The following is a 23992-nucleotide window of genomic DNA, read 5'->3' on the forward strand; positions in this document are numbered from 1 at the left end:
GCCACGGTTAATCTCAAGGTTGATCTCTTTTAAACCAACGGTATGACCCGTGTCCGCGAGAATCTGATCCTTATGTTCGCCGTTTTGAACTCGGTTCATAACAGACATTGGTTTTGGTCCAAACACTTTGTATAGGCCACTAATCTCAATCAATGGTTTAGTCATGCTTGAATCCTCCTAAATGCGCATTAGTTCTTCTTGCGTACGCCTGAGAAGCGCGGTCAAAAAGGATTGCGAGGGCAACGATGGCGAAACCATTCATCAGGCCTAATGTGAAGTACTGGTTGGTAATCGACTTAAGAACCGGCTGTCCTAGACCTTTAACACCAATCATGGATGCGATAACAACCATAGACAGTGCCATCATGATGGTTTGGTTGATACCCGCCATAATCGTTGGCATTGCTAGAGGAAGTTGAACACCCCACAAGCGCTGCTTTTTGCTCGCACCAAAAGCGGTAGCGGCTTCAAGGACTTCTTTGTCGACTAGGCGTATGCCTAGGTTGGTTAAACGAATCACAGGTGGAATCGCATAGATAACCACGGCGATTAGCCCTGGAATCTTACCTATACCAAGTAGCATTACCACTGGAATCAAATAAACGAATGCCGGCATGGTTTGCATGATATCGAGCATCGGCGTAACGATAGATTGCGCTCGATTTGAACGAGCCATCGCAATGCCAATCGGAATGCCTAAGAATATCGAAACTAAGGTACACACAGTAATGATACTGAGCGTCCGCATGGTGTCTTCCCACATTCCAAAGTAACCAATGAGAAGTAGAGAAACAACACAACCTAACGCCAGTTTCCAAGAACGGCTTGCTGCGTAGACAAGGCTGGTACACACGGCGAGGACTATAATCCAAGGTGTTGAGATAAGGAGTTTTTCAAACCAAACAAGGAATGAAAGAAGAGGGTCAAAGAGAGATTCAATCATTTCGCCGTATTCACGGGAAAATTCACGGTATGCGCCATCTAGCGTCTTTTTTATGGTTCGTAAATCAGAGCGTTCCATCTCTGGAAAGCTTGATAACCAATTGCTGTCAGCCATTTTATATCCTTATAGTTCGGAGCCACTTGTTCATGCGATAGGAAAATCGGCAATGAAAAGGGCTCCGAATCATGAATAACATCAAGTATAGCGACGTTATTTCTGTTTTATTGTTGAAGCGTAATTACTCGTTGATCCAAGCTCTTACAGTTCAGCTTCAACTTTCTTAGCCACTTCTTGAGAAACCCATGGGTGCCATACTTCTGGGAATTCACTCAAGAAATGCAAACTCGCTTCTTCACCATCAGCTTGGTTGTCTTCCATCCAAGCAAGTAGCGAGTTCATTTTGTCGTTGGTGAAACCACGTTTAGTAAAGTAGTCGTACGCTTCAGGTGCTCGTGAAGCAAAACTTTCAGTGGTAATCGTGTGGACGGGTGAAGGCGGGTACATGGTCGCTTTTGGCGATTCACAATCTTCTTTGGTGGTACAGTTAAGGAACTCTTCCTCATTTACGCCACTGCCAAAGTCGACTTTAACCATGTCGTATTTACCTAGAACAGCGGTTGGTGCCCAGTAGTAACCAAACCATGCTTCTTCACGTTCATAAGCTTTTGCGATAGAGCCAGATAAGCCGGCACTCGAGCCTGGATCAACAATCGTGAAACCACTGTTTTCTAGCTCAAGAGCATTAAACAAATTTCCGGCGCTGATCTGACAGTTCCAGCCTGCAGGGCAGCTGTAGAATGCAGATGTATCTGGGTCTTCAGGGTGTTTGAATAAGCTAGCGTTCTTGCGTACGCCTTCGATGGTTGCCATTTCAGGGTATTGTTTAACTAGGTAAGCTGGAACCCAAAAGCCTTCTTCGCCGCCGTTCACAAGTGCTTTACCTGCGTAGCGAAGGCGTTTTTCTTCAACACCTTTATCCAATGCGTCTTTTAAGCTGTTGCTCCAAAGTTCAGGGGCAACATCAGGCTGGCCTTTTTCGATCATAGATGTGCCTGTTGGCATCGTGTCGCCAGGGATAAGTTCAGCATCGCACCCATAACCGTGTTCTAGGATGAATTGGTCGATATTGGCGATCAGTGTTGCAGAGTTCCAGTTCATATCTGCGATTGTTACGCTGCCACATTCTCCAGCGTTAGCATTACCGCTGGCTGCTGCTACTAACAAAAATACGGAGCTTAACTTGTATTTCATATTGAGTTTCCTTTCTCTTTAATAATACAACTAAGGTAACCAAGGTAAATTGATTATCTAAATTGCTCGATGGTGATCCTTTCCGTGTATTTGAACCATTTGAGCAGAAGGAGGGATGGGTGAAGTTTGAATAGATAAACGTGCAAAGTCAGTGAAGTGTGATTTGCCAATTCATCCACTGTGTTTCAACAGCCATCGGATAACTTTGTCAAACTATTACAAATTCGTCAAAAACCACCTCTATTTATAATCTTAGGGAATAATCGTACGAATTCCATCTTTGATTCGATTTACATGACGCTTTAACTGTCTGTGTCACATTACCGCTAAAGTTAGGTGTAGGGCTGTTGATTTTTGAAGGGATTTAAAGGTGGTAAGACCATGATTGACGTGTGTGAAATGCGTTGAATGGTTTTAAAAATCGTATTTTTAACAATAATTTCGCCAAAAATAACTAATTTGGTTTTAAGGGGATTGGCTTGAGGCCTAATAGGATAGGTGGCTGTCAGGGGGTAAATGACAGCCATAAAGTTAAACGCGAAAGTTACATTGGCAGGTTCAAAAATTCATTTTGATACAGTTTGTTTGCCAAACTATCGCGAAGCTTAGTAGGGATGAATTTCATTCGATTGACTTGTCTTACCAGCTCTTGAGCAAAACTAGGCCTTTGTTTCATGTTCATCACACTACCCATTAGGTTGATAGTTTGCGCATCAAGCAGCTTTTTCGCTTGTTCTAGGTGGTGACTCGATGTTTCACCATATGCGACAACCATAAGTGTGCTGTCACAAGCGCTCGCAACTGACTGCGCCGGAATGTTACCTTTGTTTATGTTGAGAAGCGGTGAAGTATCAATGATGACTCTGTCGTATTTCTCTAACCATTTGTTGACTACTTTTTGTAACGTTGTCGGATCTTTATAAGCCAATTGCGTTGAAGCGACTTGTGGAGCAGGGACGCCGATAAACGTACGATGAGATTCAACATGTTCTATTAATTGACCTTGCTGACTGTCTTCTAGCATATTCAAATCTTTGAAAGCAGGGTTGAACAAGTTGAGATCGACATAAAGCGTAGAGTGGCCAGCAAGAAGAAAGCGCTCGGCTAATGCGGTTGCAATAGACGTTACCCCGTCACCCGAATGACAAGCGGTCACGCATATTGATTTCTGGCCGTTAAGTTCAGAAGCTAAGTACAGTTGTTCAACTTCGGCATGCGTTGCTGAAATAGTCATTATAACGCTCCTATTAACACGATGGTGGTGGTAATTCGTAGGATGTCATCTAAGCCAACACGGGCTTTCTCAATAAAGCTTTCACGACGGTCTGGGATGTAAATCGTATCACCTGCACGTAACACAGGTAGGCTATAGATGTTCGCTGTTTTGCTGAACTCAACAAGGTCAAAGGTACGTGCTTGGCCTTGGCAACAAGACATGTTCACAATAGTAATCTTCTCCACATAAGCATTGTCAGTAGGGCCTGCAGCTTCTGCCAAGATATCTAAGATGGTCATGTTGTCGTTAAACACGTAACGACCCGGGTTATTAATTGCGCCAAGCACGCGAACCGTTTTTTCTTTTGGTGTGTCTAACCAATTCTTATCTTTTTCTGGGATATAAATAGTATCGCCGGCAGTTACGTTTGGTAGGATGGATTCATCCCCCGTTTCGAAATAGAGAGATAAGTTCAATTTGCTCACTTTAGAGTAAGTCTTATCTCTGTGGGTTACGCGAATATTGTGAATGTCGGCGTCTTTCGTTGGTCCATCTGACGCTGACAATATATCTAGAAAGTGCATGTCTTTTGTAAATCGGTAACGGCCTGGTGAACGAACTTGGCCAAACACGTAAATTGATGCATCTGAGCTTTGACGTACCCATTGAGATTTGTTGTCTGAAGGGTCTTGAGGTAAGTCGTGTACGCGCACAATTGAGCCTGCACGGATGAAGGGCAGTTGGTCACGTGGAGCTCCAGATTTAATAAATTCGTCTAAGTCGAAAACCACAAGCTTTCTACCTGTAACCACTTCTATTTTTGTGGTATCGGCGCGCAGTGTTGGCCCTCCAACATGAGCAAGTAGGCCCATGAAATCCATTTCGTCTGACCACTCAATACGTCCTGGTCGAACAACTTCACCAATTACATTTACAGCTCTATCCGGCGAGATCTTTAGCCATGATTTCTCGTTCATGTCTGTTTTCTCTGGAACGAAAATCGCGTCTCCAGCTTTGATGCTAGGAGGGTTAGAATTAGGTAAACCTTCTGTGTATGCCGCTAAATCGAATTTAACTACTCTGCCGTCGGCTTTTAGTACACGGATTTGTCGTGACTCAGCGAAACGAGTCGGGCCGCCCGCATTAGCTAGGATATCCATAAAGGTGGCACCTCTTTTACCTTCAAAAGCACCAGGGGCAGCGACTTCACCCATCACGTAAACCATGTTCGCGCCAGATTTGATCTCTTCTTCTTGCTTGGGAACGAAAATGGTCGCGCCAGGTCGTAAAATTGGAAGCAGACTTTCGTCACCAGAATCTAAGTAACGTTTTAGGTTGAATAGCGTTGGGGTGTTATTTGAGATGACTCGGATTTGCTCGACACTGGCATAGCGTGTTACACCGCCTGAGCGCATTAGCACGTCGACAAGGTCAGTGTTCTCTTTGTAAGTGAAAGAGCCTGGTGCGTTAACTTCACCAAACACTTTGATTGAATTACGAGAATCAGCACTGTCACCTGAGTTAGCAAGCTTTGCAGCGTCAAACTCTTGCTCAATGTTGCCCACTAATGGGGAAGCAGGTACAAACAGTGAATCCAATGATTGCAAAGCGGGGAGCGTTGATTCATCCCCCGAATCTAGGAAACGTTTGTAGTTGAATTCTACCTTGTCAGCACCTCGCTTAAGAATAAGTTTATCGAGTTGTGCCCCTGAACGTAGACCACCTGCAGCGTAAAGTGCCATTTGGATACTAGAACCCAATGCAAGTGTGTATTCGCCAGGCTGTTCTACATAACCTTGCACGTAGATGATGATTTGCTGCTCTTTGACGTACACCGATGCGTTCGAAAGATCTTTATAAGCAGTTGCCAGCGACTCTAGAACGACTTTGTTGAGCTGTTCACTGTCATAACCTGCGACAAACACCGCACCAACTTCAGGAAGGGTTATACGGCCACGTTTGTCTACTTGGAACCCTATGTTTAAGGTGCTTTCGCCGGGTACGTTAACTTGGATTAGGTCACCGACTTGAACCGCGTCTGAAAACTCGTCGCTAGCATTGACGATATTCGCAAAGCACAACAATAGGGAGACGGTAAAAGCGATCAATAATTTCATAGTCCACCTCCCATTTTCTCCGCGTTTTTAGGCGAGATGACTTCGATGCTCACTCGGCGGTTAGTTAAACGTGTGCCGTCGGATTCACCTTCAAAAAGAGGGACGGTCTCACCAACAGAGACGGCTTTGATTCGTTGAGCGCCTAAACCAAAAATAGTCAGGTAGCGTTCGACTTGTTTCGCTCGTCCAAGCGCTAACTTATCGTTATATTCTTCGGTACCTGTCGCATCAGCATGGCCTGTAACAACAAGGTCTAGAGATTTGTGTTCTTTGAGTAGGCTGGTTGCTTCCGCAAGTCTTCCCATGTACTTCGGATTGACTTCGGTCGAATCTTCCGCGAATTGATTATCAACATTAAGCAGGTCATACAACTGTTCGATAACAGACAATTGCATTCTAAATTGGTTTTCATTTTTTGGTGGCTCACAGTGGGCTTGTGAGGTTACATAGTCTAGTTGGACTTCAAGTTCATTTAAGCGTTTTCTTTGGATCACCAGGTCGTTGGCTGCATCCAGAAGTAGACCGCCTTGAAGCTCACGTGCAATGCGATTTTGTTTTTCAATCGCTTGGACAACAGCTGCAGGGAAACACCAACGAGCACCTTCTTGAATCAAAGCATCGAGATGTAATTTAGCTAACTGCCAATCAAAACGTAATCCATGTTCTGGACCAAGAGGCTCGTCGGGCATAACAGGAGAGAAATCTGAGTTTTGATAGTTGATGGAATCATAACTTTCAGCTAACCCCCCTGTGCCTTGCTCTGGGTAGCTGGTGCAGCCACCCAGAACCAGAGCGGACAGAGAAAGGGCTATGTAGTTTTTCAGTATTTTCATGCCAACGTCCTATGTTTTTACTTTTTATTATTATGTTTTGTTACTTCTAGCTTAGTGGATCTTCATGAATTTGTAGGATTTTTTGAATTTACTGGGATAGCGTGGCCAATTCGTAGCAGGTTCATAATTTCAAGAGGCTGACCAGTCACATTTTCAAGTCGCATGTTGCGTTCGCGCTCGGTCAGGCGTTTGAACATATAAACAATCGCACCAACACCTGATGAATCTAAGAACTCAACTTGGCTAAAATCAACTTCTATCTCAGGGTGACCGTCATTAGAAATGACATCATCAATGTCTGTTTGTGCGTCACGACTGCCTGCTGCATCCAAATCACCGAAGATAGAAAGCGTTAGTGTCGTTGTATTCAAATCAATCTTACGTAGTTCCATAGCGATATCTCCTTTTAAGTATGTATGAACAATTGCACTGAATGTGCCAACTTTTATATTTATATTTTTCAATAACTTATGTGTAGGTGTCATTTCCATCTCATATTGAGAAAAGACGTTTCTCAATATGAGAACTAAAAACGGTGGGACATTTGAGATCTACAAGTCATTAATATGATGAATGAAAATGAATATTAAATAAGGTTGGAGAGTTGATCGCATCTTCTAGCAAAGATTGTCTAACTACGTGTTAGAGCGCTTAGGATTAAAGGCATTTGTTGACCACTACAGTTATTAATACGGAGCAGATGATGAGATTAACCAAACTGGCTATAGCCACTCTATGGGCATGTTCACTTTCATCTCATTCATCCTATTTACCACCCGACCATCTGGTACTTGCCAACTCTTACCAGCAAGGCATCGATGTTTCTGAATACTGGAAGAGTGAAAAACTTGATGGGATTCGGGCTTTGTGGGATGGCCAATATCTTTATACTCGCAATGGAAATCGTATTTACTCACCCAAGTGGTTTACTGAAAAATTGCCGAAGGTCCATCTCGAAGGGGAGTTGTGGGCAGGAAGAGGCAATTTCCATCTAGTTCAATCTACCGTTCTCGACCATACGCCGAGCGATGCGGCATGGCGGCAAATCGATTTTATGTTGTTTGATATGCCAGGCGCTGCAGGGGATTATCAAAAGCGTTATTACAACATTTTGCATTGGGTAAGCGTGATTGGTGAACCTCATGTCAGCTACATCGAACATGTACCGATTCATAATGAGGAAGCACTGTTCCATCAACTCGATAATGTCGATGAGAGTAATGGTGAAGGTTTGATGCTTAGAAAAATCACCAGTCGTTATCAAGCAGGCAGAAGTAATGACCTGTTAAAGCTTAAAAGGCATCATGATGCCGAAGCGACAGTTATTGGCTACAAGGGCGGGACAGGTAAGTATAAAGGGATGATGGGTTCGATTTTGGTCCACACAGAAGAGGGGGTGGAATTTTATATAGGCAGCGGATTCAGTGACCAAATGAGACTCGCACCGCCAGAGATCGGCAGCCGTATTACCTTTCGCTACAACGGTTTTACTCAAAACGGAAAACCTAAATTTGCGCGCTTTGTTCGAGAAAAGAGTGACTACTAAAACACATAGGATCTCCCTGACCAGTAAACGAAAAAGAGCCCTGAAAATCAGAGCTCTTTTTTGTATTCGAAATCAGATAGACCGATTTAGTGAGTGCGAATCTAGCGAGAACTGAACTCTAACTGAACGTCGTCGTCCTGCTTGTGCATCCAGTGTAGGCGCATACCCAGCATAATCGCGGCCGATGTTAGACCGACAATGAAACCAATCCAGAAACCGTGTGCACCCATAGGTTCAACAATCCAATCTTTCATTCCTAAAATGTAGCCGATAGGAAGACCAAGCAACCAGTAAGCCACGAAGGTAATGTTGAAGATCGAGCGCATGTCTTTGTAGCCACGTAGAGCACCTGCTGCGATAACTTGGATTGCGTCGGTGCACTGATAAACCGCAGCGAACAAAAGCAATTGCATTGCAACGGTAATTACCGCGGTGTTCTCTGTGTAGAGTAAAGACACTTGCTCTCTGAACAATACAGTTAATGCCGCCGTCATTAAGGCTGTGACTAAACCAACAATGATACCTACGTGTGTCGCGATTTTTGCTCCTTCGGTGTTGTTTTCACCCAACTTATGGCCAACACGAATACTCACAGCCGCACCGATACTCATTGGAATCATGAAGACTAGCGAAGAGAAGTTGATCGCGACTTGGTGCGCGGCAACTATCAATGAGCCGAGCGGAGCAACCAACAGAGAAACCACTGCGAACAAGGTTACCTCGAAGAAGATAGCGGCAGCGACAGGGAAACCAAGTCTAAACAGGCGGATTTGCGCTTTGAGCTGAGGCTTATGGAACGTGCCGAAGATGTTGATTTTCGCTAAACGTTTTGATGTTAAAACGTAAGCAAACAGCAGTGCAAACATCACCCAATATACGATAGCCGTTGCAACGCCACAGCCAACACCACCCAGCGCAGGAGCACCAAGTTTTCCGTATACGAACATCCAGTTAAGCGGGATGTTCAATAGCAAGCCAATAAAACCAATCACCATTGCAGGCTTAGTTAAAGACATACCATCAGTAAAGCTTCTCAATGTTTGGAACAACAAAAATGCAGGGACAGCAAACATCACCGCATTCATATAGCCGATGGTCTTTTCTGCCATGAGTTGTTCAATGTCCATCCATTCCAATATCAATTGTGTCTGGAACAGTACGCCAATGATAGGAAGGGAAATGACGAGCGCTAAAAAAGCACCTTGTTGAATTTCAAATGGAATTTTTACTTGTCGACCAGAACCATTCAGTTGTGCAACGACAGGAACCAACGCCATCAATAGACCAACACCAAACAAGATTGATGGTAGCCAGATACTTGCTGCAATCGAAACCGCCGCCATATCGATAGCGCTGACGCCACCGGCCATTACGGTATCAACAAAACCCATTCCAGTTTGTGCAACGGATGCGATCAATACTGGGGTCGCAAGTTTGATTAGATTCGAGGATTCTTCTTTGTAACGATGCACAAACAACTCCAAATAAGAGGGAAAATTAGAATAATAGTGTAGTAAAGGACATTCTGAAGGAATCAGAGACAATGATCTTAAGCTTCCACTGGACGAATCATAAAGAAATGTCACAATAACTGCTATGAAAAACTGTTATTAGGGCGTGTTGATCTTTCGAGCTGGGCGCCCCCGCAAAAAGCGTTTTACTCTTTGTTGAGGGAGGTTTACTTAGAATGACTAGGCTACTTCCCCCTCGCCGCGATTAAAACGCTTTTGACTGGGCGTCCCCATCCGAACAAAATTTAACCACAAAAGGTCAGCACGCCCTAGAACGCTAAATAGGAATCTTATGTTTACAGGTATCGTTCAAGGCATGGCAACACTGGTTGCTATCAACAAAAAAGAGTTGTTTCAAACTCATACCATCGAGCTAACTGACGAAATGGTTGAGGGATTAGCAATTGGTGCTTCAGTAGCTCATAACGGTTGTTGCTTAACGGTAACGGAAATTTCAGGCAATCAGATTGCCTTTGATTTAATGCAAGCAACATTGCGATTGACGAACTTAGGCCAGTTGAATGTTGGTGACAAAGTGAATGTTGAGCGTGCAGCAAAGTTTGGTGACGAAATTGGCGGGCATAGCATGTCTGGCCACATTACTCTGATGGCTAATCTCGTTGATGTGATTAAGACAGAAAACAACCGCACGCTTTGGTTCGAGCTGCCGCAAGAATCAATGAAGTATGTGTTAAGCAAGGGTTACATTGGCGTTGATGGTTGTTCATTGACCATTGGTGAAGTTGAAGAGAGCCGTTTCTCTGTCCATCTAATCCCAGAAACGCTGAATCGTACTCTGTTTGGCGGCCGTGAAGTAGGCGACCAAGTAAACATTGAGTTTGATCCTCAAACACAAGCAATTGTTGATACTGTTGAACGCGTACTAGCAAACCAAAAATAATAGTAGAGGTTTATCAATAGCACTTGCCCAAAAATCGATGACTAAGTAAAAGTCGAAGACATTAAAAAAGAGCACATTTAGTGCTCTTTTTCTATTTTTGTGTATTTGTGTTTTTCTAGGTTAGCCTAGAAATCGAGAGTAGATCTAACTCGACAAGAGAGTAAGTGTGTTAGAAGACTTGTTCGTCGTCTGCATCAATCGAGAGGTTGATTCTGTCTCTTACTTCGTCTACTTGCATGTCGAGATGAATAGCATTGCAACACGCTGGGCAATCGTCATAAAAATCTTGGCTTCCATTTGAAGCATCTAGCGTTATGCTGATTGCATGCCCACAGTGGGGGCAGGAGACATGTTTTTCTGTGTATTTATGCATAGCAAATTCTCCTCACTGTAACTCGTCCCAATCCTAGTAGCTTTATAGATCGCAATAGCTTGTATAGTTCGTAGTAGCTTTATAGAACGACTTAGCTAGCTGCGATTGGTATTAAACGGCCTGTATCTTCTGAATGCATGCCTCAGTTTGAGCTAAATACTCGCCGCCAAATTGATTGCAGTGGTTGAGAAGATGGTACAAGTTATAAATGTCTTTGCGATCAGTATAGCCAACGTCTAGTGGATTTACGCTCTGGTAACCGTCATAAAACTCTTTTGGAAACCCTTCAAACAATTCCGTTAAAGCTAAGTCACATTCATGATCGCCCCAATAACAAGCCGGGTCGTAACAGATTGGTCCAAAGGCTGAGTTTGCAACGTTGCCATTCCAAAGATCACCATGAAGCAAAGACGGGCGAGGGTTGTGGCCAGCAAGACGCATATTCACCACATCAACGATGTCATCAATATCACCGAATTCGATGCCTTTTTCTTTTAGCAGTTGTAACTGGAAACCAATACGCTGCTCAGAGAAAAAACGACCCCATTTCTTATGCCAAGGGTTAGGTTGAAGTGTGCTGCCGATATAGTTGTCTTGGTCGCAACCAAACTCTTTTTGCTCACCCCATTGATGAAGCTGCGCAAGCTGAACGCCGAAATCGAAGCTATTGTTGCCCGTCTCGAGCGGCTTGGTTGGCAAGTAATTGAGAATAATGAACGAGCACTCCTTGGTTTTGCCAATAAGCACTAATTCAGGTACGTAAACGGTGGAGGTTTCTCTCAACAAGCGTAAGTTCTCAGCTTCAATTTCAAACTTAGGTAAAAATTCTCGCTGATTCACTTTCACAAAGTAACGTTCATTACCATCGCTGATCATATAGCAATCGTTAATGTCGCCACCAGAAACCTTGGTACGCTCAGTAATCTGAAAGTTAAATAGAAGAGTATCTGAAAGTTGTTGAGAAATGGCCTGCCACATAGGAAATCCTCAAAGACTGAAAGTTAAAAAGATTGAAGGTTAGAAATACTGTTTGTTTAATAGCAATAGTTTAGGATAAATCTGAGCAATTTATAGACGCACTCGTCAATGTTCTTAGCTCTTCTTCACCTTATGCAGAATCAATTGGCCGAATTGTGAACTCGAGCTGATACAAGCTCGTTGAAATACAAACATAAATTGAAACCCTGACGTGGTGAAACAGTTTGGAAGTGGTCTCACAATCGAAACCGTTTTAATCACCACAAACTGGAAAAGTGGTTTGAGCTTGTTATTGTCTCCCCACCAATTTAAATGCACTTTTAGAGTAAGCTGAAAGGGCTATTGTTAACTGGCGCAATACTTTACTTCAAAGTTTGTCTTACACTTTGTTAGGCGTGAATTTACTTATGGTTTAAGTGGGCAGGTACACCGCATAGAGCTATATCGATTTAAATTTAAGCTGAAATACTAACTAGGATCATTTTAATGCGGTTTTGGGCAATAAAGTGATGACAAATAGCGTCATTTACATAGTATTAGGCAAGTACGTATTAATCTGCTTTAGAGCTTAAAACGGAGAATTATTGTGGTTGTAGAAACCGATGGCTATTTGGCTTTGATCGAGCACCTATCATTTAATCTGGACGTCTTTACCAATAGTAATGGCGATACAGGTAACGAGAGTGTTGAAGACATCATCACAGACATGATTTCAACGAACATCATGGCTATTTTCGAGCAAAACCCAGAGTTGCATTCGAGCGTTCGTTTTCAGCTATTGAAAGAAGCAGATGCCGTAGTAGCTGACCTTGGTGAAGTATTAGCGGGTGTTTGGGCTAAGAAAGCGACCAACGAACAAATTGTATTTCTTGATGAATATATCGCGTTGGTGAAGAACCTGTTTGATACTGCTGTTGCTAAATACGACTAGCTATTCGCGTATCACTCTAAAATAGTAAAAGGCGTTTAAGCCGTAACGTTTCATGTTATGTCGTTCAGCGGTGAATCTTTTGAATCGCTATAAACGCCTAAAGTGCCAAAACTTGGAAGCCCAATAAGGGTTGTCCAGCCTCGATATAATCACACCTTTCGATGTAGAAGCATGTAGGAATTGATTATTTCCTAAGTAAACTCCAACGTGTCGCACTGTCATCGATGTCTTAAAAAACACCAAGTCGCCACTCGTTGCCTGCCCATACGCTATTTCTTTTCCCTTTTTACTCTGGTCTATTGTGGTTCTTGGCAGGGCTTGTTGAGTCGCATTTTGGACGGCTATCTGCACAAAAGCAGAGCAATCTATACCTCTAAATGAGGTCCCACCGAAATGGTATGGCACGCCTTTCCACTGTTCATACACGCTCATATAAGCGTTTGTAGTCAATTGTTCTGATTTTGAGAGAGGATTCTGTGCTGTTTGACTAAGCTGAGAAGGCGATGGTGACGAGCTACAAGCAGCCAATGTTGCTAAAGTTATTGTAACTACAGCCATTTTTGTGATTTTCATATGTAACTCTTCTGACAAAAAACTGAAATAAAAACGTCATCAAGGACTTCTAGTATACGGAATAACTTAAGGATATCTCTTTTCGTAGTCAAACTGGATTTCACATGCCCGACACAAATTTATCAATAAAACCCTCATGTTATACATTCTCGCTCATTCAAACCGTCACTGCTGTATTTATTTCCATTCTTTTACTTGTTAGTTTTTTATCAATGGTTAGCATTCGGGGCGTTGAACGGGTCGGGGGACACTTTGACGCACTCTCGGAACAAGCATTACCCCTTGCTCTACATAATGCCGAATTAACGCAAAGCGTATTAGAACAAGTAAAACTTCTCACATACAGCACCCAATCAACCGACTTAGGTACACTGAATGCCACAAGGGGCTCAATTGACCAACTTGCCACAGAGAGTAATACCACGCTAGAGGAACTCCTTTTTATCTCCCAGTCTTTTCCTGAAGCGATCTCTTTAGAGCAACAACAAAACCTTGTCGATGACATGGCACAACTGCAAGCTATGACCAACACGGTACTGCTGGCGCAGATAGAGATTCAAAGTAAGCAAAATTTGATCGATAGTAACATGGGCGAGTTCCGTTATGGCGTCGGATCTATCGGACCAGAAATGAACCGTATCAGCTCATTCTTAGTCGAAGACAACCCAGAAGCGAGCGATGCCGCAAATCGTTTTACATCGAGCGCGTCGGCAATGGCGAACACCTTCTTGATGCTAATGATGCAGTCTGACATCGAAAAAGCACAAGACGAATATCGCCAATTAAGAAACCGAATCGCGGGCCTTAACTTGGCTTATAGCGACTTTGCTGATTGGCATCCAGACATCGCGGAGTTCGCAAGCCTTACCGCACCTTATGAGATGGTAAAAGAGGGCTTCACAGAAGAAGGTGTGATTAGACAAATATTGCTTAAATTGGAACTGGTTAAGCAGCAAGAGCAGAACCTAACCCAAGTGATTACCTTGGCGAATACCGTAATTAGTACCCTTAATCAATTATCTTCGACTGCTGCACACCTGATTGATGAAAGCGAACTGGTCGTAAATCAAACCATCACCAACATTGATCGTGTGTTGTTTATTAGTGGACTAGTGATCGCTGTGATCATTGTGATCTCATGGTTAGTACTGCGCCGCTGGGTAAACAAAGGACTGAAAAACATTACTCAACAATTGAGCTTGCTTGCAGAGCACGATTTCTCTAAGCACAGTGCATTGGTAGGGCCATTAGAGTTACAAGTGATTGCTTCGAAACTGAATACCGTTGTCGATTCGACCGCCGACTCGGTTCGCTTGGTGACTCGTAACTGTGAAACACTTTACCAAACGGCTGAAGTAAGTCACGACGCTGCAGAGCAAACCAACTCTAGCTTGAATGAACAAAATGAATCACTGCAGAACATGATCACCACGATTACTGAACTGGAAGCATCCATTGGTGAGATTGCTCGTATCTCTAACGCATCGAACGATGATGCACAAATAGCAGAAGATGAGTCAGTCAATGGCAGCCAAGTCGTTGGGCTGAACCAGCAACGTTTGCATGCGTTAGAACATTCACTAAGCATGAACGAAGAATCAATGGCCGACCTTGATGGCCGTGTAAAACAGATTCGTGAAATGGTCGATATGATCAGTGGCATTGCAGAAAACACCAACTTGTTAGCACTGAATGCGGCAATTGAAGCAGCGCGAGCAGGAGAGCAAGGACGAGGCTTTGCTGTCGTTGCCGACGAAGTACGCAAATTAGCGAGTGGCACGTCTCAACAAACCACCAACATTCGCAATATGATGAATGAGCTGGTGGCTGCGGCTGATCGATCTCGAACGTCTGTTACTGAATCTCGAAGTGAAATGATCAATGCACTGCAAACCAGTGGCGATGTGAAGCAAGCTTTTGAAAAGATTGAGGTTGCGGTAAGCCAGATTAAAGGACGTGTTGAACAAATCATGGTGGCGACAGAGCAACAAGCACGTGCGACAGTAGATGTGACGCATTCCATCACTCGGGTTTCGGAACAGGGTGAGAATACTAAATTACAGCTTGAATCCATGATTGAAAGCTCAGAGCAAGTCGGAGAGATAGCAGGGCACCAACAAGCTATGCTTCATAAATACGTAATGAAATAAACGAGCTTGTTGAAGTAAACAAGCGTGCTGAGTTAAGCCTTACAACACAAGAGTTGAAGCACTAGCTGCGCTTATATCCCTATCGATACACAAACGCCCTTAAATTCTCACAAGAATCTAAGGGCGTTTTGTTTTCGGATTAAGATAAGTTCACCTCAATACAAGCTAGAGGCTGAACTGAATTAGAACTTAGTCTTTCGTTGTCGGGAATCGTGCAAATGGCTGACGCAGCATCAAATCTAGCCTTTGTTCTTTCCCATCGCGTATCTCAGGGACGCCAATGGTTACCTTGTCGTGACCAAGCTTAGGTTGAGCGCGATAGGTTTTGAACCAAATGTCCCACACCGATAAAAAGAAACCAAAATTCGAATGCGTTTCTTTGATGATTATAGAGTGATGAACTCGATGCATGTCAGGCGTCACAATCACTTTGCGTAATTGCTTATCGAACCATAATGGCAAACGACCATTGCTATGGTTGAACATCGCACTCACATTCAACACCACTTCGAAGAACACGACCGCTAAAGCCGGTACGCCCAGTACAAAAATCAACGCCACTTTAATCAGCATCGATAAGATCATTTCAATCGGGTGGAAGCGTGTGCCTGTCGTTACATCAATATCCAAGTCTGCATGATGAACACGATGAAGTTTCCAAAGCAGGGGAATACGGTGGAACACGAGATGTTGCGTGTAAATGGCAAGGTCTAACAACACGACACAGAGAAACACGGTGACTTCAAAAGGAAGCATGATGTTATTAAACAGACCCCATTGGTTTTGTTCAGCAATCAGCGCCGCTTCAAACGCTGCAACAGGGATTAATGTTGCCAACAAAATGCTATTAACCGCCATCAATGAGAAGTTATTTCCCCAACGAAACCACTTGTTTTGAGTCAGTGTTTTTCTAGGAGCACGGTACTCCCACAGCGCACACAAGATGAAAGCGGTGATAAAACAAACAAGGCGAAGTAGCGATGGGTCCTGCATAAGAATTCCTCCTATCATTATCAAGCCACTGTAAGTACAATCGTGCCACTTTTCTAGTTCTATCTGTCGTTATTGTCCATGAGAATTCACGCTTTCCACCGTTTATACCAACACCGTTTATCTCTTTCCACCAAACCGTTTAACGCGCGCGGATGTAAAGTGGTTCGGTGTGAGTACTGCAAAATCAAACAAGACAGCTGTATCTGTGAGCACCAACCGAACATAGATACGAACGTCGCGACCATGTTGATCTTGTCAGACAACGAAATCTTAAAGCCAAGTAACACCGGCCGTTTGATTGTGGACACAGTGAAAGACAGCCATGTTTATCTTTGGCATCGAACTGAGCCCAATGTAGAGATGTTGGATGTTCTGAAAGACGAGAAATACCAGCCTGTGATTGTGTTCCCGGAAGACTATACCGATGACAAATCGCGAGTGGTTCAAGATCTGCCAAAAATGCGTGATCCAAATAAAAAGCTGTTGTTGATTTTCATCGACGGTAGCTGGCGTGAAGCAAGACGTATTTTCAGACGCTCGGAATACCTTCAAGATCTACCTGTGTTATCGATTGAGCCTGAATCGGTTTCTCAATACATGATGCGTAAGTCAGATAACGATCAACACCTTTCAACAGCAGAAGTGGCGAGCCTGGTATTAAAACAAGCAGGTGAAGAGCAAGGCGCAAAGACTTTACAACTTTGGTTTGAAGCATTTCGCGAAAGCTACATGCTAAGCAAGACGCGTTATAAGTCGGATCCGACCAAACCTAGCCTGAACGCTTTCATAGAGCACACTAAAAGTGAGACTTCACTCTAACCTTTAACCGCTTTGTGCTGACTTGTTGTTCAAACAGACTCGAACACGAGATAAGTTTGTTATCTATCACGGTTTGTAGGGGGAGTGTTATGGATAATGTTCCTCAGTTGTTTTATTTAAAGAATTTATTTGCCCGAATTTAGGGAAAAATTGGAGAGATTTCATGTATTACGGCTTCGATGTTGGCGGCACAAAAATTGAGTTTGGTGCATTCAACGAGAAACTTGAGCGAGTAGCAACAGAGCGTGTTCCAACACCAACAGACGATTATCAGTTACTGCTTGATACAATTGCTGGTTTGGTAAAAAAGTACGATAGCGAATTCTCTTGCGAAGGCAAAATTGGCCTTGGTCTTCCTGGCATGGAAAACGCAGACGACGGCACAATGCTTGTTGTTAACGTACCAGCTTCAACAGGTAAGCCACTACGTAAAGATTTAGAAGCGCTTATTGGTCGTAGTGTAAAAATTGAGAACGACGCAAACTGTTTTGCGCTTTCAGAAGCGTGGGATGATGAGCTTAAAGATGAACCATCAGTTGCTGGCCTAATTCTAGGTACTGGCTTCGGTGGTGGTTTAGTTTACGAAGGTAAAGTTTTCTCTGGTCGTAACCACGTTGCAGGTGAGCTTGGCCATATGCGCCTTCCTATCGATGCATGGTTCCACCTTGGCGACAACGCACCGCTACTAGGCTGTGGTTGTGGCAAGAAAGGTTGTCTAGACAGCTACCTATCTGGTCGTGGATTTGAGTTGATTTACGAGCACTACTTCGGTGAGAAGAAGAAAGCGATTGAGATCATCCAAGCATACAATGAAAGTGAAGCAAAAGCTGCAGAGCACGTTGATCGCTTCATGGAGCTATTGGCTATCTGTTTCGCGAACCTGTTTACAGGTCTTGACCCACACGTTGTTGCACTGGGCGGCGGTCTTTCAAACTTTGAACTGATCTACGAAGAGATGCCAAAGCGTGTGCCTAAATACCTGCTGTCTGTAGCGAAGTGTCCTAAAATCATTAAAGCAAAACACGGTGATTCAGGCGGCGTTCGTGGTGCTGCATTCCTTAACATTAAGTAATCGCGACTTAACGTTAAGCTAGCTAAGGTTAGATAGTTAAAAAGCATAAATAAAAATGCCGCAATCTCGAAAGAGGCTGCGGCATTTTTTATTGTTTGGTGTTTTCGTTTAGTTAGCTCTTAGCTCTAACTACAAACGAAAAGCGACCTGTAAAGAAAAGAGCAAGAGCCAGAGGGCTTACTTCTTCTTTTTACCAACACCAAGGTTGTCTTTTTGCTTCAACGTAAGCTTAGTAAAGCCAAGCTTGCGGAAGTAGTTGTCTTGGTAGTTGCGAACCGCTTTAGTATCAGAAATCAACTCAAGCTGTTGCTCAGTTTTTAGATACTCAGAGATGTCGATGCCTTCCGCTGCAGCAACAGCTTCTTGGATCGTGCGGTGTTCTTGTTTTGAAAACAGTAACTCTTTGTCTTCGTCTTTGTAAGTGTACAGAATGGTACGAGCCATGGTGCTCTCCAATAGAATTATTACTTTGCGCGCACTCTACATAAAAACCGTACGTGGCTCAAGGTAATGGTAATAAATCTTAAGATTATCGTGATAAACGTTTAGCGTAATTTAAGCTATTTGTCTTTTAGGAAACGAACAAGTTGTTTTTCACCAAACGAAAATAACAAAAAGCCCCTTAAAATTGAAAAATCAATATAGGGGCTTCGTCTATGTCTTGGCGAAGATCTTCCAAATCAACTAAAAAGCAGCTAAGTCAATTTAGGTAATTGCTTTGAGTTAAACGCGACCTTGTAGAGGAATGATCGTCACTGTCTCGCCAACTTTAACGGTATCAACCGCTGGTGAGATTTCGATTAAACAGTTTGCTTCACTCATTGAACGCAGAATACCTGAACCTTGCTTACCTGTCGTTTTCACTTCAAGCACACCTGATTCATTCATCGAGAACACGCCTCGGCTGAACTCAGTACGACCTTGGCGCGAACGTAACTGTTCAGTTGCTACTGCGTTTGCTTTTACCGGAGTCCAATTGGTTTGACCTTGAAGCTTGCGGATCGCTGGCTCAACAAAGTTAATGAACGACACCATTACTGCAACTGGGTTACCCGGCAGCCCAAAGAAAGGTTTGTTTTCGATTTTACCGTAAGCCAATGGGCGACCTGGGCGCATGTTGATACGCCAAAAGTTGATTTCACCCAGCTTATCTAACGCAAGCTTGATGTAATCCGCATCACCAACAGACACACCACCAGAAGTCAGAACCATATCGGTTTCAAGCGACGCAGAGTGCAGCACATTCATCATCTTTTGTTCGTCATCTTCAATGATGCCGTAATCGACGATGTCACAGCCAAGCTTTTGAAGCATGCCGATAATAGTAAAACGGTTCGAATCGTAGATAGAGTTTGGTTTTTGCTCGCTACCCGGAGCTTGAACTTCGTCACCCGTAGAGAACACGCCCACTTTCACTTTACGCAGAACAGGGCAGGTACCAAAACCTAACGATGCCATCATGCCCATTTCTGGCGCTTCGATTCGTGTGCCTCGCGTAAAGACAGGTTGGCCAATTTCTAGATCTTCACCCGCCATACGGACATTTTGTCCAACCGAGATTTTCGCGTCAGGGAAGCTAACCTTGTCACCTTCCTGAACAGCTTGCTCACGCATCACAACAACATCAACGCCTTCTGGCATTGGCGCACCTGTCATGATCTTAACGGCTTCACCTTGTTGAACGATTTTGCCGTAGCTATGTCCAGCCATGACTTCAGCAACAACGCGGTAGCTATCTAGATCTAAATCTTCACTACGAATGGCGTAGCCGTCCATTGCAGAGTTAGTGTTCTGAGGCACGTTGATTGGCGAGATAACATCTTCAGCCAGAACACGGCCATAGCCTTGCTCTAAGGAAACAGATTCCGTCAAATCTAGAGCATCAATGCTATCAACAATTTTTTGCTGACCTTGAGTAACCGTTAGGCCGGCTGGAGAGAAAGAGTCGCAACACACAACTGGCGTGTTGTCTTTTGAAGATGCACATGAAGCGACTTTATCTTTTTTCGAAGTAGAGTCGAACGATTGAGCGTATTCAATGATGAAATCACGAATTGCTTCTAAGTCGCTGATCGCCATTTGCGGCAGGTCAGATTCAACTTTGCTGTCTGCGGCGATAGCAATAATGTTGTCATCGTTTGGATAAAGCCAAGGTTTACCCACTTCGTCGCGGTGAAGCTCAATCTTAGGGAAGGCGATGTTCTTGCAGCCTTCAACCAGAATTAAGTCCAACGTGTTGGAATTGAAACGTGTAAGCAGGTAATCAAAGTCCGCTTCGGCTTCTGGCGTTTCTGTCATCATGACATGACGGTTACGAGAGCTGATCAACATTTGATTCGCGCCTGCTTTGCGTAGGCGGTAGCTGTCTTTACCCGGCTTATCGACATCGAAATCATGGTGAGCGTGTTTAAGAGCGCCAACTTTTAAACCTGCGTCGGTTAACAAAGGTAACAAGGCTTCAAGTACGGTCGTTTTGCCTGTACCGCTATAAGCAGCAAAGCCCAATAGAGGAAGGTTAGGGCGTTGTTTTGAATCTTTCATTATTGAAGCGTTCCGAATTGGGTGAGTTCTTCTGGCGTGTTGAGATTGACAAAGCAGTTAGGAGAATCGCTAAAATCAACGTATTCGGTAACACACTCTTTGTATAGCAAGATGATTTTACGATCACCACGTTCTAAAAACGCTTCTAACTTTGGCAGAACACGTTTGTGGAATAGGGTGAATACAGGTTGCTTAAATTCGCCATCATGAGCGACAAGAATGTCACTGTCTTCTTTAACCGCAGAACAAAAGCGCTCAACAAGGTCGTCACTGATTTGTGGGCTGTCGCAAGGAACAAAGCCAACCCAGTCGGTGCTAGCGTTTTTAAGGCCTGCATGTATGCCACCCAGCGGACCTGGGTAGTCAGGGAAAAAATCGGAAACAACCGGAGCAAATGCTTGGTAACTGTCTAAGTTACGATTGGCATTGATAGTGATGCTGACATCTTGTTGTGACAGCTTGTTTATAACATATTGAATAAGCGGAGAACCGTTGAGCTCAACGAGTCCTTTATCTTTTCCGCTCATACGGCTGGCCTGTCCGCCAGCCAAAATAACCCAACTAGTTTGCGTTGGAAGCAGCATAAATATTCTCTTGTGCTTTATCTTTCTGAATAACTTGCAGAAGCGGGGATTCGGTCAAAGTATTGTCTTTAATCCACCACTGCTTCTTACATAAATCGGTTAACGCGTTAGTTTGGTGACTGGTAATGACTAAACTCGCGCCTCTCTGAAGAAGATCTTCGGCCATAATCACCAATCTTTCAATAGATTCTTTGTCTAAAGAAGCACTTGGTTCATCCATAAGCAAGATTGAAGGCTTAAGAATCCAAGCTCGAGCCATTGCTACGCGTTGACGCTCCCCCCCAGACAACACAGAGATGTGCTCATCTGCCAGGGTTTCTAAACCTACCATTCTCAATGCATTAATTATTTGAGCTCGCTTATCTTTTTGGCTCTCTTTGTTAAAGCGAATGCCATAAGCGACATTTTGGTACACCGAGCCATCAAAAAGATAGGGGGTTTGATGCAGGTAGATGATGTCTTTGAATTTGAGTCGAGGGAATAATCTTTGTTGCCAGCTCTGTGTTGGAGACTGAATGCGTCCAGAACTTGGCTGAATTAATCCAGACAAGATTTTTAGTAGGGTCGTTTTACCAACACCATTGTCTCCTTTGAGATAAATGGCATCGTTGGGGCCGATCGACAATTCGGGAATGTGGAACAAAACACGCTCTTTGTAGCGCATTGAAATTTGCTGCGTTGTTATTTTTATACTCATGACAGCGTTCCTAAGTTCTTAAATAGCCTTTTCCCCTCACACTGGAAAGGAAAAAGTTGAGGGCCAATGCCAATGCTAATAACACCATACCGAGGGCAACACCTTGAGCGAATGCTCCTTTGTGGCTTTCCATAGCGATAGCTGTTGGGATGTTTCTTGTCATCCCCATAATGTTGCCACCGACCATCATTGAACAACCGACTTCAGTAACGATACGAGAGAAGGCTGCAATGGTTGCGGCCAATAGAGGAAAACGTGTTTCCCAAATCAAGGTACACGCCACACGTGTCGTTGATACACCAAGCGTACGCGCTGTTTCTACTGCTCGGCGATCACTGGCCTGCAGAGCACCGTGCATCATCGCGACTAGGATAGGGAAACAGATCAGCATCTGACCTAAAATCATCGCCTTCTGGGTAAACAGCAATTGCCAATCACCTAGCGGGCCAGAGCGAGAAAGCATCATGTACATCAACAAACCAATAACCACAGTAGGGATCGCTTGCAGGGTATTGATCACCGAAAGCAGAGCCCACTTTCCGGGGAACTCGGTATAAGCCAATAAGAAAGCCATAAGGATTGCAGGAACAATCACTAATGAGATGGCGGACAAAGACACACTGAAGGATACCGCGACGATCTGCCACAATTCGTGGTCAAAGCTCACCAGTAGATTCATTGCATCAATCGTTGTTTGCCATAGGGTCATGAAGTATCTCGTGTGAATCGATAATAGGTTTTTATCGGTAATGACTGATGTTAATCATAGCTGACACAATATATTTGAGCCTGTATTGGCCAGCTATTGTTTTTAAGCGTGCTCATTAACTGAATTTAGTTAAGTGTAGTGTTTGTTGGTTTTGACGACATCTTCAACGCTACGCTTTAATTACAACCAACGACTTATTACTTAGAGCATACTATTCTGCGCTTGCAACAAACAGTTGTTTGCCGTGCAGTTTAAAGTCGTTAATCAGTTTCTGACCTTTAGGATTAACCAACCAATCACTGAATACTTTCGCTGCTTGGTAGTTAATGCTTGGGTAGCGCTCAGGGTTAACGAGAATCACTTGGTAAGGGTTGAAGAGGTTCTTATCACCTTGGAAAAGGATTTTAAGATCCAGTTTGTTTTGGTAAGCCAACCACGTACCACGGTCTGTCATGGTGTAGCCTTGCATTTCAGACGCCATGTTCAGAGTTGGGCCCATACCTTGACCAACACTGCGGTAGCCTCCAAAGTTTGGTTCGATTTTAGTTTGTGCCCAAATACCCATCTCTTTCTTATGAGTACCAGAGTCGTCGCCACGAGACACAAACGTCACGTTATTAGTCGCGATCGCTTTGAACACATCTGCCACTGCTTTTTGAGATTCAATTTTTGCAGGGTCGCTTTGTGGGCCAACGATGACAAAGTCGTTATACATCAGCTTACGAGGTAAAACGCCGTAACCTTTTTCTACGAAATTCGCTTCAGCCTTTGGTGCGTGAGTCATCACCAAATCCACGTCACCATTTTCACCCATGCGAAGTGATTTACCTGTACCCGCAGCCAGAACATCTACTTTGATGCCAGAATCTTTTTCGAACTCAGGCAGTAGGTAGTCCAGTAGACCAGAGTGATAAGTGCTTGTGGTTGTCGCCAACTTGATATGAGTGGTGTCTTCCGCACTGCTAGCCGTGTAACTGACGATAGATAGAGCTGCAATAGTTAAGGGAATTGCTTTCATTATTATTATGTCCATTCTGTTATAAATGAATGACATGCCTTCAGATTTAAAGGGCTCAAAGAAGGGCATGTGCATAAGACGCTAATTGTTGTAATTAGAAATCTACACCTTACAAGCAATCTTAATGCCAATAAATAATGCATCAGATCTCATTAAATTGCTGTTATTTCGGACAACACTGCGCCATTTACCCCGTTAAAATGAATCAAAACATGAGCTAGGACAAAATGTCGCAC

Annotated in this window: 23 protein-coding genes and 1 pseudogene; 6 read left to right on the forward strand and 18 right to left on the reverse strand. The window is 43.7% G+C overall.

The features are described 5' to 3' along the window. The 7 genes and pseudogenes from CWO27_RS16075 to CWO27_RS16105 all read right to left on the reverse strand — a co-directional run. Positions 1–165 (reverse strand): annotated as a pseudogene (locus CWO27_RS16075) (quaternary amine ABC transporter ATP-binding protein); the annotation flags it as partial. Continuing rightward, the gene (locus CWO27_RS16080; RefSeq protein ID WP_102431955.1) at positions 158–1057 is read right to left on the reverse strand and encodes an ABC transporter permease; all 900 of its coding nucleotides are present in this window, start codon (positions 1055–1057) and stop codon (positions 158–160) included. The gene CWO27_RS16080 and the pseudogene CWO27_RS16075, both read right to left, overlap by 8 nt. Positions 1058–1201: 144 nt before the next feature. Further along, complete coding sequence (locus tag CWO27_RS16085) at positions 1202–2194, reverse strand: ABC transporter substrate-binding protein (RefSeq protein ID WP_019823101.1); 993 nt, start codon at positions 2192–2194, stop codon at positions 1202–1204. Positions 2195–2738: 544 nt separating this feature from the next. Next, the gene (locus CWO27_RS16090) at positions 2739–3428 is read right to left on the reverse strand and encodes a tyrosine-protein kinase family protein (RefSeq protein ID WP_102480084.1); all 690 of its coding nucleotides are present in this window, start codon (positions 3426–3428) and stop codon (positions 2739–2741) included. Then, the gene (locus tag CWO27_RS16095; RefSeq protein ID WP_102431953.1) at positions 3428–5527 is read right to left on the reverse strand and encodes an SLBB domain-containing protein; all 2100 of its coding nucleotides are present in this window, start codon (positions 5525–5527) and stop codon (positions 3428–3430) included. Before CWO27_RS16095 ends, CWO27_RS16090 begins: the two co-directional genes overlap by 1 nt. After that, the gene (locus CWO27_RS16100) at positions 5524–6360 is read right to left on the reverse strand and encodes an OmpA family protein (RefSeq protein ID WP_107899215.1); all 837 of its coding nucleotides are present in this window, start codon (positions 6358–6360) and stop codon (positions 5524–5526) included. Before CWO27_RS16100 ends, CWO27_RS16095 begins: the two co-directional genes overlap by 4 nt. A 62-nt stretch (positions 6361–6422) precedes the next feature. Continuing rightward, a complete protein-coding gene (locus CWO27_RS16105) occupies positions 6423–6752 on the reverse strand; it encodes an STAS domain-containing protein (protein ID WP_004733793.1) in 330 nt (109 codons plus the stop codon). A 311-nt stretch (positions 6753–7063) separates the two neighbouring features. On the opposite strand from CWO27_RS16105, the gene CWO27_RS16110 reads away from it, so the two are divergent. Next, positions 7064–7906, forward strand: a complete 843-nt coding sequence (locus CWO27_RS16110) for a DNA ligase (protein ID WP_048658712.1) — start codon at positions 7064–7066, stop codon at positions 7904–7906. Positions 7907–8007: 101 nt separating this feature from the next. Here the strand turns inward: CWO27_RS16110 and CWO27_RS16115 are convergent, their stop codons facing one another. Then, complete coding sequence (locus CWO27_RS16115) at positions 8008–9378, reverse strand: MATE family efflux transporter (RefSeq protein WP_061017956.1); 1371 nt, start codon at positions 9376–9378, stop codon at positions 8008–8010. A 331-nt stretch (positions 9379–9709) separates the two neighbouring features. Here CWO27_RS16115 and CWO27_RS16120 point away from each other — a divergent pair, with 331 nt between their 5' ends. After that, on the forward strand, positions 9710–10318 hold the full coding sequence (locus tag CWO27_RS16120) for a riboflavin synthase subunit alpha (protein ID WP_102431951.1): 609 nt from the start codon (positions 9710–9712) through the stop codon (positions 10316–10318). Between the two features lie 169 nt (positions 10319–10487). Here CWO27_RS16120 and CWO27_RS16125 read toward each other — a convergent pair whose 3' ends face one another. Further along, entirely contained in the window at positions 10488–10691 is a 204-nt protein-coding gene (locus CWO27_RS16125) for a CPXCG motif-containing cysteine-rich protein (RefSeq protein ID WP_004733789.1), read from the reverse strand. A gap of 111 nt (positions 10692–10802) precedes the next feature. Beyond that, positions 10803–11669, reverse strand: a complete 867-nt coding sequence (locus CWO27_RS16130) for a fructosamine kinase family protein (RefSeq protein WP_048611040.1) — start codon at positions 11667–11669, stop codon at positions 10803–10805. A gap of 586 nt (positions 11670–12255) precedes the next feature. Here CWO27_RS16130 and CWO27_RS16135 point away from each other — a divergent pair. Next, on the forward strand, positions 12256–12600 hold the full coding sequence (locus CWO27_RS16135) for a DUF3802 family protein (RefSeq protein ID WP_048665016.1): 345 nt from the start codon (positions 12256–12258) through the stop codon (positions 12598–12600). Between the two features lie 87 nt (positions 12601–12687). On the opposite strand, the gene CWO27_RS16140 is transcribed toward CWO27_RS16135, so the two are convergent. Beyond that, the gene (locus CWO27_RS16140) at positions 12688–13173 is read right to left on the reverse strand and encodes a C40 family peptidase (RefSeq protein WP_102431950.1); all 486 of its coding nucleotides are present in this window, start codon (positions 13171–13173) and stop codon (positions 12688–12690) included. Between the two features lie 104 nt (positions 13174–13277). On the opposite strand from CWO27_RS16140, the gene CWO27_RS16145 reads away from it, so the two are divergent. Next, complete coding sequence (locus tag CWO27_RS16145) at positions 13278–15323, forward strand: methyl-accepting chemotaxis protein (RefSeq protein WP_102431949.1); 2046 nt, start codon at positions 13278–13280, stop codon at positions 15321–15323. A gap of 189 nt (positions 15324–15512) precedes the next feature. Here the strand turns inward: CWO27_RS16145 and CWO27_RS16150 are convergent, their stop codons facing one another. Then, the gene (locus tag CWO27_RS16150) at positions 15513–16316 is read right to left on the reverse strand and encodes a sterol desaturase family protein (RefSeq protein WP_102431948.1); all 804 of its coding nucleotides are present in this window, start codon (positions 16314–16316) and stop codon (positions 15513–15515) included. 72 nt (positions 16317–16388) lie between these two features. Here CWO27_RS16150 and CWO27_RS16155 point away from each other — a divergent pair, with 72 nt between their 5' ends. Then, positions 16389–17135 (forward strand): tRNA-uridine aminocarboxypropyltransferase, encoded by a 747-nt coding sequence (locus tag CWO27_RS16155; RefSeq protein WP_102431947.1) that lies wholly within the window; start codon positions 16389–16391, stop codon positions 17133–17135. A gap of 163 nt (positions 17136–17298) precedes the next feature. Next, complete coding sequence (gene nagK, locus CWO27_RS16160; RefSeq protein ID WP_102530284.1) at positions 17299–18207, forward strand: N-acetylglucosamine kinase; 909 nt, start codon at positions 17299–17301, stop codon at positions 18205–18207. A 177-nt stretch (positions 18208–18384) separates the two neighbouring features. On the opposite strand, the gene CWO27_RS16165 is transcribed toward nagK, so the two are convergent. From CWO27_RS16165 to CWO27_RS16190, 6 genes are all read right to left on the reverse strand, one after another. Continuing rightward, positions 18385–18651, reverse strand: coding sequence for a DUF2960 family protein (locus CWO27_RS16165; protein WP_017063882.1), 267 nt, complete (start codon positions 18649–18651; stop codon positions 18385–18387). Between the two features lie 279 nt (positions 18652–18930). Then, entirely contained in the window at positions 18931–20748 is a 1818-nt protein-coding gene (locus CWO27_RS16170; protein WP_107899216.1) for a bifunctional molybdopterin-guanine dinucleotide biosynthesis adaptor protein MobB/molybdopterin molybdotransferase MoeA, read from the reverse strand. After that, the gene (mobA, locus tag CWO27_RS16175; RefSeq protein ID WP_107899217.1) at positions 20748–21332 is read right to left on the reverse strand and encodes a molybdenum cofactor guanylyltransferase MobA; all 585 of its coding nucleotides are present in this window, start codon (positions 21330–21332) and stop codon (positions 20748–20750) included. Before mobA ends, CWO27_RS16170 begins: the two co-directional genes overlap by 1 nt. Then, positions 21310–22029 carry an energy-coupling factor ABC transporter ATP-binding protein gene (locus tag CWO27_RS16180; protein ID WP_017067175.1) on the reverse strand — a complete coding sequence of 240 codons (720 nt, stop codon included), beginning with the start codon at positions 22027–22029 and terminating at the stop codon, positions 21310–21312. Before CWO27_RS16180 ends, mobA begins: the two co-directional genes overlap by 23 nt. 10 nt (positions 22030–22039) lie before the next feature. Beyond that, entirely contained in the window at positions 22040–22738 is a 699-nt protein-coding gene (locus CWO27_RS16185) for an ABC transporter permease (protein WP_009846742.1), read from the reverse strand. Positions 22739–22949: 211 nt separating this feature from the next. Beyond that, positions 22950–23756 (reverse strand): substrate-binding domain-containing protein, encoded by an 807-nt coding sequence (locus tag CWO27_RS16190; protein ID WP_017059611.1) that lies wholly within the window; start codon positions 23754–23756, stop codon positions 22950–22952. Positions 23757–23992 lie beyond the last annotated feature (236 nt).

The sequence above is a fragment of the Vibrio sp. 10N.286.51.C3 genome (assembly GCF_003050065.1).
Classification (GTDB): domain Bacteria; phylum Pseudomonadota; class Gammaproteobacteria; order Enterobacterales; family Vibrionaceae; genus Vibrio; species Vibrio crassostreae.